This is a genomic window from Streptomyces sp. NPDC058632 (assembly GCF_042717095.1).
Taxonomy (GTDB): Bacteria; Actinomycetota; Actinomycetes; order Streptomycetales; family Streptomycetaceae; genus Streptomyces.
Genome location: NZ_JBHXQZ010000030.1, coordinates 21,451 through 37,984 on the forward strand (window position 1 = coordinate 21,451; position 16,534 = coordinate 37,984).

The 16,534-nt window shown below is 71.7% G+C and carries 9 protein-coding genes; all 9 read right to left on the reverse strand.

Annotated elements, in window-relative coordinates; translation table 11 throughout:
- Window positions 1–80: 80 nt before the first annotated feature.
- Window positions 81–1,103: a dTDP-glucose 4,6-dehydratase gene (gene rfbB / locus ACFWVE_RS14045; RefSeq protein WP_384012725.1), complete on the reverse strand. Its 1,023-nt coding sequence runs from the start codon at window positions 1,101–1,103 to the stop codon at window positions 81–83.
- Window positions 1,100–2,167, reverse strand: a complete 1,068-nt coding sequence (locus ACFWVE_RS14050) for a glucose-1-phosphate thymidylyltransferase (protein WP_384012728.1) — start codon at window positions 2,165–2,167, stop codon at window positions 1,100–1,102. The genes rfbB and ACFWVE_RS14050 overlap by 4 nt, the downstream gene beginning before the upstream one ends.
- Before the next feature lie 215 nt (window positions 2,168–2,382).
- A complete protein-coding gene (locus tag ACFWVE_RS14055; protein WP_384012731.1) occupies window positions 2,383–6,648 on the reverse strand; it encodes an Rne/Rng family ribonuclease in 4,266 nt (1,421 codons plus the stop codon).
- A gap of 262 nt (window positions 6,649–6,910) precedes the next feature.
- Window positions 6,911–7,687, reverse strand: a complete 777-nt coding sequence (locus tag ACFWVE_RS14060; protein WP_384012733.1) for a TIGR03936 family radical SAM-associated protein — start codon at window positions 7,685–7,687, stop codon at window positions 6,911–6,913.
- A gap of 48 nt (window positions 7,688–7,735) precedes the next feature.
- Window positions 7,736–8,857 carry a hypothetical protein gene (locus tag ACFWVE_RS14065; RefSeq protein ID WP_384012736.1) on the reverse strand — a complete coding sequence of 374 codons (1,122 nt, stop codon included), beginning with the start codon at window positions 8,855–8,857 and terminating at the stop codon, window positions 7,736–7,738.
- Window positions 8,858–9,242: 385 nt separating this feature from the next.
- Window positions 9,243–11,216, reverse strand: a complete 1,974-nt coding sequence (locus tag ACFWVE_RS14070; protein ID WP_384012738.1) for a TIGR03960 family B12-binding radical SAM protein — start codon at window positions 11,214–11,216, stop codon at window positions 9,243–9,245.
- 88 nt (window positions 11,217–11,304) lie between these two features.
- Window positions 11,305–12,867 (reverse strand): CHAD domain-containing protein, encoded by a 1,563-nt coding sequence (locus ACFWVE_RS14075; RefSeq protein ID WP_384012741.1) that lies wholly within the window; start codon window positions 12,865–12,867, stop codon window positions 11,305–11,307.
- Between the two features lie 108 nt (window positions 12,868–12,975).
- Window positions 12,976–14,178: a rod shape-determining protein RodA gene (gene rodA / locus ACFWVE_RS14080; protein WP_384012744.1), complete on the reverse strand. Its 1,203-nt coding sequence runs from the start codon at window positions 14,176–14,178 to the stop codon at window positions 12,976–12,978.
- A complete protein-coding gene (gene mrdA, locus ACFWVE_RS14085) occupies window positions 14,175–16,481 on the reverse strand; it encodes a penicillin-binding protein 2 (RefSeq protein WP_384012747.1) in 2,307 nt (768 codons plus the stop codon). The genes rodA and mrdA overlap by 4 nt, the downstream gene beginning before the upstream one ends.
- Window positions 16,482–16,534 lie beyond the last annotated feature (53 nt).

The following is a 16,534-nucleotide window of genomic DNA, read 5'->3' on the forward strand; positions in this document are numbered from 1 at the left end:
GGCCGCCGCGGGGGCCGGGGCGCGCGGATATGCCTGAGCGGGCCCGGGGCTCGTCCCGGGCCCGCAGGGGTGAAGGCGCGTCAGCTCAGCGCCGCCCGCTCCTTCAGCGGCTCCCACCAGTCGCGGTTGTCCCGGTACCACTGGACGGTTTCGGCAAGGCCCTCGCGGAATTCCTTGCGCGGCTCGTAGCCCAGCTCTTCGCGGATCTTCGTGCAGTCGACGGAGTAGCGGCGGTCGTGGCCCTTGCGGTCCTCGACGTACTCGACGCTGGTCTCCCAGTCGGCGCCGCACGCCTCCAGCAGCAGCCCGGTGAGTTGCTTGTTGGAGAGTTCGGTGCCGCCGCCGATGTTGTAGGCCTCGCCCGCCCGGCCCTTGGTGCGGACCAGTTCGATGCCCTGGACGTGGTCGTCGATGTGCAGCCAGTCGCGGACGTTGCCGCCGTCGCCGTACAGCGGGACCTTCTTGCCGTCGAGGAGGTTGGTGACGAAGAGCGGGATGACCTTCTCGGGGAAGTGGTGGTGCCCGTAGTTGTTGGAGCAGCGGGTGACGCGGACGTCCAGGCCGTGGGTGCGGTGGTAGGACAGCGCGATCAGGTCGCTGGATGCCTTCGCCGAGGAGTAGGGCGAGTTGGGCTGCAGCGGGTGGGTCTCGGGCCAGGAGCCCTCGTCGATCGAGCCGTAGACCTCGTCGGTGGAGATGTGCACGAAGGTCTTGATGCCGGCCCGGTGCGCGGCGTCGATGAGCGTGTGGGTGCCGACCACGTTCGTGCGGACGAACTCCGCGCCGCCGTCGATGGAGCGGTCGACATGCGACTCGGCGGCGAAGTGCACGACCTGGTCGTGCTCGGCCATCAGCTTGCCGACCGGCTCCGGGTCGCAGATGTCGCCCTGCACGAAGGCGAACCCCGGGTGCGCGCGCACCTCGTCGAGGTTGGCCGGGTTGCCCGCGTACGTCAGTTTGTCCAGGACGGTGATCGCGACATCACCGGGGCCCTGGGGGCCGAGCAGCGTACGGACGTAGTGCGAGCCGATGAAGCCGGCACCGCCGGTCACCAGGATCCGGGTCGGGCGGGCAGGTGAAGCTTGGGAGGAAGGGGCCGTCATGAGGAGATCTGCACCTTGCTGTGATCACCGAGCACGAGCCGGTGGGCCTTGGGGTTACGGGGAGCGGGCGTGACCTCGACATCGCGCCCGATGAGCGAGGCCTCCACCCGGCGCACGCCGGTCACGGACGAGCCCCGCAGAACGATGGAGTACTCGATTTCGCTGTCCTCGATCCGACAGCCCTCGGACACCGAGGTGAAAGGGCCGATGTACGCGTCGTTGACCACCGTACCCGCGCCGATGACCGCCGGCCCGACGATCCGGCTGCCGTTGACGCGCGCACCCTCCTCGATGCGCACCCGGCCGATGATCTCGCTGGCCTCGTCCACCACGCCCGCGTTGTGCGGCTCCAGGGACTCCAGGACGGACCGGTTGACCTCCAGCATGTCGGTGACGTTGCCGGTGTCCTTCCAGTACCCGGAGATCGTGGTGGAGCGGACGTCCCGCTTCTCGTCGATCAGCCACTGGATGGCGTGCGTGATCTCCAGCTCGCCGCGCCAGGAGGGCTCGATGGAGCGGACCGCCTCGTGTATGGCCGGGGTGAACAGGTAGACGCCGACGAGAGCCAGATCGCTCTTCGGCTGCTTCGGCTTCTCCTCCAGACCCACCACCCGGCCGTCGCCGCCGAGTTCGGCGACGCCGAAGGAGGTGGGGTTGGGGACCCTGGTCAGCAGGATCTGCGCGTCGGGCCGCTCGGTCCGGAACTCGTCCACCAGTCCGGTGATGCCACCGACGATGAAGTTGTCGCCGAGATACATGACGAAGTCGTCGTCACCGAGGAAGTCCTGGGCGATGAGCACGGCGTGCGCCAGCCCCAGGGGCGCCTCCTGGGGGATGTAGGTGACCTCGATCCCGAAGCGGGAGCCGTCCCCCACCGCCTCACGGATCTCGTCCGCGGTGTCGCCGACGATGATCCCGACCTCGCTGATCTTGGCTTCGGCGATCGCTTCCAGGCCGTAGAAGAGCACAGGCTTGTTGGCGACGGGCACCAGCTGTTTGGCCGAGGTGTGGGTGATTGGACGGAGACGGGTACCCGCTCCCCCGGAAAGCACGAGAGCCTTCACGTCTTACGCCCCAATACTCTGCTCACGCAGGGAATAAAGTCCCTGTTTGTCCAACTTTAGCGTTAATCTTAAGTCACATCATAACGGTGACTCAGGAACTTCGATTCACCCACCATTCACACATTCGATTCTTGCGTGACAACCAAGGGCCAGGATAAAAGTGATCCGCCCCCGGCAAGGCCGGGGGCGGATCACGTTCCTCGTACGGTTCGACGTCACTCCCCGTCGGTGGTGGTCGACACGGACGGGGGAGACTGCTGTTCGGCCGCCGCGGTCTTCTTCTTCGCCGTCGTCTTCTTCGCGGTCGTCTTCTTCGCGGTCGTCTTGGCGGCGGTCGCCTTGGTGGTCTTCGCCGCCTTCTTCGCCGTCGTCTTCTTGGCGGTGGCCTTGGTGGCCCCCGTCTTCTTCGTAGCCGCCTTCTTCGCCGTGGCCTTCTTGGCCACCGTGCGGGCGGTCTTCCTGGCCGGAGCCGCCACGTCGGCGGTTTCCCCGACGGACGCCTCCTCCGCGACGGACGCCTCCTCCGCGACGGCCCCTGCCTCGTCCGCCGTGGCCAACGGAACGACCACGACGGCCGCCTCCTCGGACGCGGTGGACACGGTGGGCTTGCGCACCGCGCGGCGGCGCGGGCGCGGCGGAGCGGCGGGATCGGCCACCGGCTCGGGCGACGCCGCCGGCTCGGCCGGGGACTGCTCGGCCACCGGTTCGGGCGTCGGTTCGGGCGTCGACGGCCCGGCCGTGGGCGCGGTCTCCGCGACCGTCACCACCGCGGCCTCGGCACCCGCCGGGGAACCGGCCGGCGCGGACACCTTGCGGGTGGCCCGACGGCGCGTACGGCCCTTGGGAGCGGCCTCCTCGGCGACGGGCGCCTCGACGGGGGCTTCGGCGGGGGCCTCGACGACCGGGTCCTCGGCGGCGGCCGGTGCGGCGTACGCCTCGGCGGCCGGCTCCGGCTGCACCGGACGCGCGGCTTCCTGCGCGGCCGTCGTGTCCTGGGCAGTCGGCGCCTGGTCCACAAGCTCCTCGGCGGTGGCCGCGCCCGTGGTCTCGACGGCGGCCGGCTCGCGACGGCGCTCCTCGCGCCTCGGCGCGCCCGCCGGGGCCGAGGCCCTTCGGCCGGCCCGGCGGCGGCCGCGTCCGCGGGTGGCCGCGGCCTCCGCCTCGGCGGCGCTGCTGTACAGCTCCTCGTCGGGGATGTACTCGGGCGCCGGGAGCGCGACCGGCTGGGCCGTCTCGGCGGCGACCTCGGCCTCCGACTCCTCTTCCGCCTCCTGCTCCGCCGTCGTGACGACGTCGGCCTCGTGCTCGTGGATGTGCTCCCCGGCCCCGGCCCGCGCCCGCTTCCTGCGCTTGCCGCCGCCTCCGGTGGAGGTGGGCTGGTCCAGGTGGACGAGGACACCGCGTCCGTTGCAGTGGACGCAGGTCTCCGAGAACGACTCCAGCAGACCCTGGCCGACCCGCTTACGGGTCATCTGCACCAGGCCCAGCGAGGTCACCTCGGCGACCTGGTGCTTCGTACGGTCCCGGCCCAGGCACTCCAGCAGGCGCCGCAGCACCAGGTCCCGGTTGGACTCCAGCACCATGTCGATGAAGTCGATGACGATGATGCCGCCGAGGTCGCGCAGCCGCAGCTGGCGCACGATCTCCTCGGCCGCCTCCAGGTTGTTCCTGGTGACCGTCTCCTCGAGGTTGCCGCCCTGGCCGGTGAACTTGCCGGTGTTGACGTCGACGACGACCATCGCCTCGGTCCGGTCGATCACCAGCGAACCGCCGCTGGGCAGCCAGACCTTGCGGTCCAGGGCCTTGGCGAGCTGCTCGTCGATCCGGTACGTGGCGAAGACGTCGACCTCGCTGGTCCACTTCTGCAGCCGGTCGGCCAGGTCGGGCGCGACGTGCGCGACGTACCCGTGGACGGTCTCCCAGGCCTCGTCACCGCTGACGATGACCTTGGTGAAGTCCTCGTTGAAGATGTCCCGCACGACCCGGACGGTCATGTCCGGCTCGCCGTACAGCAGCGTCGGCGCGTTCGAGCTGCCGCCGCTCCTGGACTTCCTCTTGATGTCCTCCCACTGCGCCTGCAGCCGCTCGACGTCACGGCGCAGCTCGTCCTCGCTCGCGCCCTCGGCGGCGGTGCGCACGATGACGCCCGCGTCCTCGGGGACGACCTTCTTGAGGATGGTCTTCAGCCGGGCACGCTCGGTGTCGGGCAGCTTGCGGCTGATGCCGGTCATCGAGCCCTCGGGGACGTACACGAGGTAGCGGCCCGGGAGGGAGACCTGACTGGTCAGACGGGCACCCTTGTGCCCGATCGGGTCCTTCGTCACCTGGGCGAGGACCGGCTGGCCCGACTTCAGCGCGGCCTCGATCCGGCGCGGGCCGTTGGCCATGCCCAGCGCCTCGAAGTTGACCTCACCGGCGTAGAGCACGGCGTTGCGGCCCTTGCCGATGTCGATGAAGGCCGCCTCCATCGACGGCAGCACGTTCTGCACCTTGCCGAGGTACACGTTGCCGACGTACGAGGTGGCCTGCTCCTTGTTGACGTAGTGCTCGACGAGCACGCCGTCCTCCAGGACGCCGATCTGCGTACGGTCGCCGTACTGCCGGACCACCATGACGCGCTCGACGGCCTCGCGGCGGGCCAGGAACTCGGCCTCGGTGATGATCGGGACGCGTCGGCGGCCCTGCTCACGGCCTTCCCGGCGGCGCTGCTTCTTCGCCTCCAGGCGGGTGGAGCCCTTGATGGACTGCACCTCGTCCGACGGCTCGGAGGCCTTGCGCGGCTCGCGGACCTTGACGACGGTGCGCTCGGGGTCGTCGGTGGAGGCCTCGGCCTCGGCCTCGCCACCGCCGTCCCCGGCCCGCCGGCGTCGGCGACGACGGCGCCGGCTGCTGCTGGAGCCGCCCGCGGCGTCCGGGTCGTCACGGTCCTCGGCCGGCTCCTCGCCGTCGTCGGCGTCCTCGGCGGACCCGTCTGCGGTGTCCTCGTCGTCCTGCTCGGTGTCGTCCCCGGGCTCGCCGCCCTCGGCGTCTGCCTCGGCGGACTCGCCGCGCCTGCGGCGACGGCCGCCCCGGCGACGGCGACGGCGGGAACCGGCGCCCTCGTTCTCGTCCTGGTCGTCGTCCGCGTGGTCCTCGGCCTGCTCGTCGGCGTCGGCGTCCTCGTCCGCCTCCTCGTCGGCGCGGGTGTCGGGAGCGGACTCGGTACGGGTGCTGCCGGCTCCGGCGGAAGCGGCCTGGGCGGCCGGTGCCGCGTCGGTCTCGTCCGCGGCGCCCCGGCGACGGCGACGGCGCCGGGGGGCGGCGGGCTCCTCCACAAGCTCCTCGGTCACCTCGGTCACCTGGGGCTCATCGGGCTCCGCCGGGCCGACGGCCTCGGCGGCCGCTTCGGCGGCGGCCCGCTCCGGGGTCTGGAACTGGGGCTCGGTGAACACGGGAGCCCGGAAGACGGCGACCGCGGGACGCGCGGGACGCTTCGACGGCTCGGCCTCGGCGGCCCTGGCGGACCCTGCGGCGGGCCGGGCGGGCTCGGCGAATCCGGCGGCGGCCTTGCGGACCGCACGGCGACGGCGGCGCGGAGCGGCCTCGTCCGCGGCGGGCGCCTCGGGGGTCTCGGACGTCGTGGAGGTCTCGGGGGACGTGGGGGTCTCCCCGGTGGTCTCGGTCACGGGAGCCTTCGCCTCCTCGGCGGGGGAGGCGGCGGCTTCGGCGGACGGAGCGGTCTGCGCCGTCTCGGCGGTCACGGGGGCGGAGGCACGACGCGAGGCGCGACGCCGGGTACGACGGGGAGCCTCGTCGTCGGCGACGGCGGCCTCGGCGGTGTCCGCGAGGGGGGCGGTGTCCGAAACGGCCGCGGCGTCGGCGGCCTGCGGGCCGTCCGCGCTCACGGCGCTCTCGGCGCCCGCGGTGGCCTGTGCCGCTTCGGTGGCCCCGGCGACGGGGGCCGCCGGCGAGGTCACGCGGCGCGTGGCACGACGGCGCGCCCGCGGCGGAGCCGCATCCGCGGCCGGAGCGGCCGGCTCGGCGTCCGCGACGGGCTCGACGGGCTCGACGGGCTCGACGGCCGGAGCGTCCGGCACGGCCGGGGTCTCGGTCGCCGGTACGACGGTCTCGGCGGCCTGCGCCGCCTCCGGCGCGCCCGCGGACGAGGCCGGGCGGCGCGCGACCCGTCGGCGCCTGCGCGGAGCGGCGTCGTCCGCGTCGGCCGGGGCCTCGGCCTGGGCCGCCACCGGCTCAGGTGCCGCGGCCGTCTCGCTCCCGGTGCCTTCCGCGGCCTCGGGCTCGTCGTTCTCCACGAACGGATCGGAGGACCGGGCGGACTCGGCGGCCGGTATGGCCGGGGCGGCCTCCGGGTCCGTCGTGCCGGGGGCCGCCACGGGCGGGCCGGCCGGCCGGGACGCGGCCCGGCGCCGACGGCGCGGCGGCAGGGTGTCGCTGGGGCTGTTCGGTTCGGAGCCCTCTGTGGGCTCGGTCGGTTCGAGCATGCGGGGGTTTCTCCCGTCAGGCTCCCGGGCGCCGCACCTGGTCCGGCGATGCCGGTGACGTCCGCGGTTCGCGCGAAGCGCGGTTACCGCCGTCCGGGGCGCGGGCGCCGCACGGGAGCTCTCTGTGTCCTGTCTCGCCGGTTCCGTACACCGAATGCGCACGGCCTGGCGAAAGTCTTGTGGTGGGGTGCGCTGCCCGACCCGGGTGGCTCCCGAGGTACGAGGGCGGCGCTACGACGTTTGTCCCTACGCGGGACCTTCCCTACGCCGGCACCGTCGCGGTGGCAGTGGCACCGGCCGGTTGCGGCTCGGTCGCTGCTGCCTCGCGGTCGGGCGCGAGCGGGTCGGTCACCGTGCCGGTCTCTTCATCGAGCAGCCCCTGCGCCAGCCTGGTCACCGCTGCGGGGACCGGCGGCGCCAGATCGGCCACGGCGCGGAGACCGGACAGGACGTCGTCGGGTCGAACGGCAGGCGTCACGTGCCGAACAACCAGCCGCAGTATCGCACAGGGCCGGCCGGTCGGCCTATCGGCCGGCGAAGAGGGCGTCTCCACGCTCTCCAGATCCACGACCGCGGAGCGGGCGTCGAACGTACGGACGCCGTTCTTCGTCCGGCGCTGCACCTCGACGGTCCCGGCCGCGTTGAAGGCGTCCACCGCTCGGCGGGCCTCCTCGGCGTCGACATCGTCCAGCCGCAGCTCCCACACCGAAGCCGTGAGCCGGTCGGCGAGCCCCGAGGTGCGGGCCTCGGCCGCCTCCACGATGTCGAGGCCCGGGGGCAGCGACTCGTCGAGGAGCGTTCTGAGCAGTTCCGGGTCGCGCTCCCGGGTGAGTGCGATCTCGAGGTACTCCGCCTCACTGCCCGTGCCGGTGGGTGCGGCATTGGCGTACGACACCTTCGGGTGCGGCGTGAACCCCGCCGAGTACGCCATCGGCACCTCGGCACGGCGCAGCGCGCGCTCGAAGGCACGCTGGAAGTCACGGTGGCTGGTGAACCGGAGGCGGCCGCGCTTGGTGTAACGCAGTCGGATGCGCTGCACCGCGGGTGCGGGCGGCGGGCCTTCGGGCTGTCGCTTGCCCAGTGTCGTTCAGTCCTTCGTGAGTGCGGTCGTACTGCTACCAAGAGTACGCGTGTCACCGCCGATAGGTTCCCGCCGGTTCTCGACCGGTGCCGGCCGCTGCTCCCCGACGAGCATCCGGCGGAGGTCGGCGCGCGTCTGCCGCAGCGTCGCGCGGGCGGAGGCGAGGGACTGCCGTACGGCCCGCCCCACGGCACGGCCCGCCGCGGCGGCGGGCCGCAGCACCACGTCCCGCACCACATGCCCCACCGGTGTCAGTACGCGTGCGTACACCCAGCGCGCCGGTTCCACGACGGTCCACCGGAAGAGGGCCCCCACGAACCGCCCCACCGCGAGCGAGATGTACCCGGTGACCCGCCAGGCGTGTCCGAGGGCGTTCCAGATCTCCCGCGCGACGACGGCGAGCACCCGCCCGACCGGCGCCAGAACCCAGCGCCACACGGCGAGCAGGGGCAGCACAAGCAGGATCCGGGTGATCCAGTACAGGCCCGTGCCGATACCGGTGACGAGCATGCCCCCCAGCCGCGCCAGCCCCTTCGCGCACCGGGCGACGGCCCGCCCGACGGGCGTGAGCACCCACCTGTACAACCAGGCACAGGGCACGACGACCAGATACCGCGCGAGCCGGGCGAGGGCCGCGAACGCCCCGAGCCCGATCGCGGCGCAGACGGCCGCGGCCCCGCGCAGCACCCACATCACGCCGTGCCCGAAGGGCGTCAGCACGCGCGCGTACAGCCACACCAGCGCGTTCCCGAGCGGCACCAGCACGTACCGGTACAGCCACCCGGCGGGCACGACGACCACCAGGTTCCCGAGCCACGCGAGCGCGCTGCCGAGCGGCACCAGGACGTACCGCCACAGCCCGGCCAGCGGCCACACGAACACCGCGCGCCCGATCCACAGCAGCGCCCGCCCGAGCGGACGGAACACGGTGCGGCCCAGCCACCGCGCGGCGACGGCACACGCGTCCCACACCAGCCGCACCGGCAGGACCACGAGGAACACGACGGTCCGCACCGGCAGGCGGATCGCCACGACCAGACATCCCTCACCCGCCGCCTCCGGCTGCCGCCGCGGAGGCCGCGGTACGGGCGGTGTCGGTCTCTCGGCGTCCGGCTTCTCCAGGTCCATGCAGAGGTAGACGCCCCGGCAGGCCGTTCGGATGCACCGGCACCGGGCCGACGCGTCCCCCTCCCCGCATCGCACGCCCGCGAATCTACAGTGCTGCAGAAATCAGCTCTGGAGTGTCACCGCCACGCGAACCCGCCGGTCCGTGACGTGGGCCTGCGCGCCCGCATCGCCATCGCCATCGCCAGAAGGGCGTCGGACGACCTCGAAGCCGTCCCCCCGCCCCTCGTCGCCGCCCGTCCGCCCGGGCCGGCACCAGTACAGACACCGGTACCGGCGTCCGACCCCGCGCGGCCGCAACACCGCATCACCACCGCGGGCCGCGAACGCCGGCGGACCCACCCCGATGTTCGGGAGTGGGCCCACCGGATGTCTCGTGGACGACGGCTCAGGACGTCGCCCCACTGGGAGCCGACGCCGCGTTCTTGACCGTCAGCGGAAGCAACTTCTTACCAGTCGGTCCGATTTGAATACTGGTGTCGAGCTGAGGGCACACGCCGCAGTCGAAGCACGGGGTCCAACGGCAGTCCTCGACCTCTGTTTCGTCGAGGGCGTCCTGCCAGTCCTCCCAGAGCCAGTCCTTGTCGAGGCCGGAGTCGAGGTGGTCCCAGGGGAGGACCTCCTCGTAGGTGCGTTCGCGGGTGGTGTACCAGTCGACGTCCACACCGAACTGCGCGAGGGACTTGTCGGCGCAGCGCATCCAGCGGTCGTAGGAGAAGTGCTCGCGCCAGCCGTCGAAGCGGCCGCCGTCCTCGTAGACCGCGCGGATGACCGCGCCGACGCGGCGGTCGCCGCGGGAGAGCAGGCCCTCGATGATGCCGGGCTTGCCGTCGTGGTAGCGGAAGCCGATGGAGCGGCCGTACTTCTTGTCGCCGCGGATCTTGTCGCGCAGCTTGGTCAGGCGGGCGTCCGTCTCCTCGGCCGACAGCTGCGGGGCCCACTGGAAGGGGGTGTGCGGCTTGGGGACGAAGCCGCCGATGGAGACGGTGCAGCGGATGTCGCCCGAGCCGGAGACCTCGCGGCCCTTCTGGATGACGTTCATCGCCATGTCGGCGATCTGGAGGACGTCGTCGTCGGTCTCGGTGGGCAGACCGCACATGAAGTAGAGCTTCACCTGGCGCCAGCCGTTGCCGTAGGCCGTGGCGACGGTCCTGATCAGGTCGTCCTCGGAGACCATCTTGTTGATGACCTTGCGCATGCGCTCCGAGCCGCCCTCGGGGGCGAAGGTCAGGCCGGAGCGGCGGCCGTTGCGGGTCAGCTCGTTGGCCAGGTCGACGTTGAAGGCGTCGACGCGGGTGGAGGGCAGCGAGAGGCCGACCCTGTCCTCTTCGTAGCGGTCGGCGAGGCCCTTGGCGATGTCGCCGATCTCCGAGTGGTCGGCGGAGGAGAGGGAGAGGAGACCGACCTCTTCGAAGCCGGTCGCACGAAGTCCCTTCTCGACCATGTCGCCGATGCCGGTGATGGAGCGCTCGCGCACCGGGCGGGTGATCATGCCGGCCTGGCAGAAGCGGCAGCCGCGGGTGCAGCCGCGGAAGATCTCCACCGACATGCGTTCGTGGACCGTCTCGGCGAGCGGGACGAGGGGCTGCTTGGGGTAGGGCCACTCGTCGAGGTCCATGACCGTGTGCTTGGAGACGCGCCACGGCACGCCCGACCTGTTCGGTACGACGCGGGCGATCCGGCCGTCGGGGAGGTATTCGACGTCGTAGAAGCCGGGGACGTACACGCCGCCGGTCCTGGCCAGGCGGAAGAGGAGCTCCTCGCGGCCGCCGGGGCGGCCCTCCTCCTTCCAGGCCCGGATGATCCGGGTGACCTCGAGGACGGCCTGCTCGCCGTCGCCGATGACGGCGCAGTCGATGAAGTCGGCGATCGGCTCGGGGTTGAACGCGGCGTGGCCGCCGGCCATGACGATCGGGTCGTCCGGGCCGCGGTCCCCGGCCTCGAGCGGGATGCCGGCGAGGTCCAGGGCGGCGAACATGTTGGTGTAGCCGAGCTCGGTGGAGAAGCTCAGGCCGAACACGTCGAAGGCCTTGACCGGGCGGTGGCTGTCGACCGTGAACTGGGGGACGTGGTGCTCGCGCATCAGCTCCTCCAGGTCCGGCCAGACACTGTAGGTGCGCTCGGCGAGGACGCCGTCCTGCTCGTTGAGCACCTCGTAGAGGATCATGACGCCCTGGTTGGGGAGTCCGACCTCGTACGCGTCGGGGTACATGAGCGCCCAGCGGACGTCACAGCTGTCCCAAGGCTTGACCGTGGAGTTGAGCTCTCCGCCGACGTACTGGATCGGCTTCTGCACATGCGGGAGCAGAGCTTCGAGCTGCGGAAACACAGACTCAGCGGCCTCGGCGGCTTCGGCAGGCATCTCGGGAACCTTTGTGTGCGGGCAGGGGGGACCATCCAGCCTAACCCGGCCGGGGAGGTCCCCCGCACGGCCCGCGGCGGACCCTGCGTCAGAAGGCGGTGCCGTTCCTGATCCGCGTCCAGGTTTCCGGGAGGGCCGCCTCGACGATCTCCGCGCGGCGTTCCTCGTGTCCGTGGAGCAGGCCGTAGGTGAAGGCGCTCTCCCCCGCCGCGTGGGCGACGGCGGACAGTTCGCGCAGGGTCTGGCGGGCCATGACGCTGTCCTGGTGGTCGCCGAGCAGGCTCTGGAGCGTCTTCATGTCCTTGACCAGGTCCCTGGCGGGACCCTTGAGGGCCGGGGCGGCGGCCTCGGCGGCGTAGCGGGTGCGCTTGGTCTTCTTGCGGGCTTCGTGCACGGCGACGTCGCGGTCGTGGCCGGGCGGCAGGTCCAGTGCCCGGACGACGAGGCCGGCCACCTTGGCGAGGTCCTCGCTCACGGCCTTGGCGAGCACCTTCCCGGGGTCGCGGGCGGCCTTCTTCCGCAGGGGCGGGTCGGCCAGCAGGGCGTCGAGGGTGTCGAGCAGGGAGAGGTAGCGGCGGGAGTCGAGGATGGCGGTGACCTCGCTGTGGGCTCCGCGGTGGCCGGCCTCGGACCAGGAGGCCAGCCGTTCGCGGACGGGGCCGAGGACGAGGGTGTCGGGCAGTTCGCCCAGGGCCGAGGTCAGGCGCTCGGCGAGTACCTCCTGGTCGCGGTCCAGGCCGAGTTCGGCGGCCAGCCACTTCAGGTCGACGCCGATCGGATCGGTGGTCTCCCGGTCCAGGACGGAGCGGAAGGAGCGGAAGGTGCTGCGCAGGCGGCGGGTGGCGACCCGCATGCGGTGCACGGAGTCGGGTACGTCCTGGCGTACGGCGGGGTCGAGATCGACGAGGGCGTCCCGCTGGGCGCGGACGTAGGCGAGGACGTGGTCGCCGGCGTCGACGGGTTTCCCGACCGGGCGGCTGCGGTGCCTGCGCTTCGGTGCCGCGGCCGGGGCGGGTGCGGGAGCGGGGGCGGCTTCCTCGGGAAGGCCGGCCGGAGGTGCGGTCTCGGCGAGGGCGCGGGCCAGTTTGGAGGCGGCCTTCGACGGGCGTACGCCCGCCTTGCGGAGCCGTTTGCCGACCTTGTCGAGGAAGGCGGGGTCGCCGTCGTCGGCGAGTTCGACCTCGATCTCGGTCCACTGGGCGGTGCCGCCGTGGCCGGTGAGGCGTTCGGCGCGCACCGTGTCGACGCTGATCTCGGCGAGGAGCCGGCCTGCGGCGTCGAGGAGGTGGCGCAGGTCCCGGTCGGAGCGCAGCCGGACCACGGGCTTCAGTTCGGTGTCGCGGACGCGGGAGCGGACGAGCCGGGCGAGGCTCTCCGGGAGGGTGTCGGAGAGCGGGGCGCGGATCTCGTCGCGCACGCCGGGGGCGACGGGGAACTTCAGGTGCCAGCCGGCGTCGGAGCCGCCGGTTCGTCTGCGCAGGGTGAGGGAGGCGGCGGCGAGGCGCTCGTCGGCGGTGTCGTAGTAGGTGGCGTCGAGGTGGGTCACACCCCGGTCGACGACGGACTCGACGCCGGGGACGCCGGTCAGGTCGGGGAGCTCACTGTCTCCGGACTCGTACTTGCGCTCGATTTCACGTTTTGTGTCCGCCATGACCCGAATCTACTCGTCGCCGATGATTGCACCGACCGGTTTCCCCGGTCGGTGCCGGGGAAACCAGGTCGGACGAGGAGGCCTGACGGTCGGGCCCGCCGGACCGGGCTACGCGGACAGCGGGCGTTGCAGTCTGATCGACTGCAGGAGGCCCACGGCCAGCCACACCGCGAACATCGACGAGCCGCCGTAGGACACGAACGGCAGGGGCAGACCGGTGACCGGCATGATGCCGAGGGTCATCCCGATGTTCTCGAAGGCCTGGAAGGCGAACCAGGCGACGATGCCGGCGGCGACGATGGTGCCGTACAGGTCGGTGGTGTCGCGGGCGATGCGGCAGGCGCGCCACAGGATGATGCCGAGCAGGACGATGATGAGTCCGCCGCCGACGAAGCCGAGTTCCTCCCCGGCGACGGTGAAGACGAAGTCGGTCTGCTGCTCGGGCACGAACTGGCCGGTGGTCTGCGAGCCCTCGAAGAGGCCGGAGCCGGTGAGACCGCCGGAGCCGATGGCGATGCGGGCCTGGTTGGTGTTGTAGCCGACGCCGGCGGGGTCGAGCTCGGGATTGGCGAAGGCGGCGAAGCGGTTGATCTGGTACTCGTCGAGCACCCCGAGCTGCCAGACGGTGATCGCGCCGGCCGCGCCGGCGCCGATCAGGCCGAGGACCCACCGGTTGGAGGCTCCGGAGGCGAGCAGGACGCCGAGCACGATGACGACCATGACCATGACCGACCCGAGGTCGGGCATCAGCATCACGATCGCCATGGGGACGGCGGCCAGTCCGAGTGCCTGCAGGACCGTGCGGTGGTCGGGGTAGGGCTTGTCGCCCGCGTCGACCCGGGCGGCGAGGAGCATCGCCATGCCCAGGATGATCGTGAGTTTCACGAACTCGGACGGCTGGATCGAGAAGCCGCCGCCGAGCTGGATCCAGGAGTGGGCGCCGTTGATGGTGGAGCCCAGCGGGGTGAGCACCAGCAGGATCAGCAGCACCGAGGCGCCGTAGAGGACCGGCACGGCGGTGCGCAGGGCGCGGTGGCCGAGCCAGAGCATGGCGATCATCAGGGCCAGGCCGATGCCGGTGTTCAGCCAGTGCCGGACCAGGAAGTAGTACGGGTCGCCCTGGTTGATGTCGGTGCGGTTGCGGGTCGCCGAGTAGACCAGGAGGGAGCCGAGCAGCGACAGGGTGATCGCCGACAGCAGTATCGGCCAGTCGAGGCGCCGGGCCGGGGAGTCGCGGGCGAGGAGCCGCGTCCAGCCGGCCCGCTCGGGTCCGTATCCGGAGACGTGGAAGCTGTTGACTCCGCCGGTCATGGCGCCGACCTCCGGCCTGCCGCGCGGCGTGCCCGTGCGCCGCCCCGCCGTGCGCCGCCCCGTCCTGCTTCGCCCCGTCGTGCGTCGCGGCGGCGGGTGTCGCGGTTGGCGGGCGGGGGTGTGGTCGTGGTCGCGCCCTGCTCCTGGGACCCGCCGTCGGGCGCCTGCTCGCCCTCCGCGGCGGCCCGCTGCTCCTTGGCCGGGTCCTTGGAGACCTTCGGGGAGACGATGGTGCCGTCCGTCCTGACCTCGGGCAGTGTCTTCTGCGGGGTGGGCAGCAGTGCCTTCTTCCGGTCGATGTCGCCGTCCGGGGAGACGCCGTACAGCGCGTTGTAGATGTTGCGCACGGCGGGGCCCGAGGCGCCGGAGCCGGTACCACCCTGGGAGATCGTCATGACGATCGAGTAGTCCTTGGTGTAGGTGGCGAACCAGGAGGTGGTCTGCTTGCCGTAGACCTCCGCGGTGCCGGTCTTGGCGTGCATCGGGATCTCGTCCTGCGGCCAGCCGCCGAACCGCCAGGCGGCCGTACCGCGGGTGGCGACTCCCTCGAGGGCGGCGTCTATTTCGGCGAGGGTCTTCTTGGTGACCGGCAGCTTGCTCTGCGCCTCGGGCTCGATCTCCGTGACCTTCTTGCCGTCGGGGCTGATGACGGCCTTGCCGACGGTGGGCCGGTGGAGCGTGCCGCCGTTGGAGAGCGCCGCGTAGACGGAGGCCATCTGGATGGGGGTGACGAGGGTGTCGCCCTGGCCGATGGAGTAGTTGACGGAGTCACCGGCGCGCAGGCGGTTGCCTTCGAGGCAGTTCTCGTAGGCGATCTGCTCGACGTAGCTGCCGTCCTTCTTGCCGGACTTGCACCAGGCGTCCTTGTTGGCCTCCCAGTAGTCGAGCTTCCACTGGCGGTCGGGGATCCGGCCGGTGACCTCGTTGGGCAGGTCGATGCCGGTCAGCTCGCCGAGGCCGAACTGGTGGGAGGTCTTGTAGAACCAGTCCTCGGCGTTCTTCTTGGGCTTGTTGCCGCCGTCGCGCTTCCACTCCTCGTGGGCGAGGCGGTAGAAGACGGTGTCGCAGGAGACCTCGAGGGCACGGCCGAGGCTGATCTGGCCGTGGTTCTGGGACTCGAAGTTCTTGAAGACCTGGCCGCCGATGGAGTACGAGCTGGAGCACTCGTAGGGCCCGTCGAAGGAGTACCCGGCGTTGACGGCGGCGGCGGTCGGGACGACCTTGAAGATGGAGCCGGGTGCCGACACGCCCTGGATGGCGCGGTTGAGCAGCGGGTAGTTGGAGTCCTTGCCGGTCAGGCCCGCGTAGTCCTTGCCGGAGATGCCGCCGACCCAGGCGTTCGGGTCGTAGCTCGGGTTGGAGGCCATGGCGACGACCCGGCCGGTCTTGGCCTCCATGACGACGACGGCACCGGAGTCGGCCTCGTAGAGGCGGTTGGTGTTGCGGTCCATCTCCTTGCGGGCGGCCTTCATCGCCTCGTTCAGCTCGTACTCCGCCACCCGCTGCACTCGCGCGTCGATGCTGGTGACGAGGTTGGCGCCGGGTTCGGCGGGATCGGCCTGGGCCTCGCCGATGACGCGGCCGAGGTTGTCGACCTCGTAGCGGGTGACGCCGGCCTTGCCGCGCAGCTCCTTGTCGTACTGGCGCTCGAGGCCGGAACGGCCGACCTGGTCGGAGCGCAGGTACGGCGAGTCGGTGTCCTGCGCCTTCTGGAGTTCCTCGTCGGTGACGGGCGAGAGGTAGCCGAGGACCTGGGCGGTGTTGGCCTGCCCGGGGGCCGCGTACCGGCGTACGGCCTGGGGTTCGGCGGTGATGCCGGGGAAGTCCTCGGCGCGCTCGCGGATCTGCAGGGCCTGCTTGGCGGTGGCCTCGTCGGTGATGGGGATGGGCTGGTACGGCGAGCCGTTCCAGCAGGGCTGGGGGGTCTCGGCGTCGCACAGCCGGACCTTCTCCGTGACGTCCTTGGCGGGCATGCCGAGGACACCGGCGAGCTTGGTGAGGACCGCCTTGCCGTCGTCGCGCATCTTCAACAGCTCGGTGCGGGAGGCGGAGACGACCAGCCGGGTCTCGTTGTCGGCGAGGGCCACCCCGCGGGCGTCCAGGATGGAGCCGCGGACCGCGGGCTGGACGACCTGCTGGACGTGGTTGCCGGAGGCCTCCTTGGCGTACTCGGCGCCTTCGCGGATCTGGAGGTACCACAGGCGCCCGCCGAGGGTGCCGAGGAGGGAGAGGACGAGGACCTGAATGACGACGAGCCGGATCTGCACCCGTGTACTGCGCCCGGTCTCGGGGATATTACTCATGGGCGCAGCCCATTCCGTTGGGGGGTGGTGGTGGGAGACGGATGGGCGTTGGT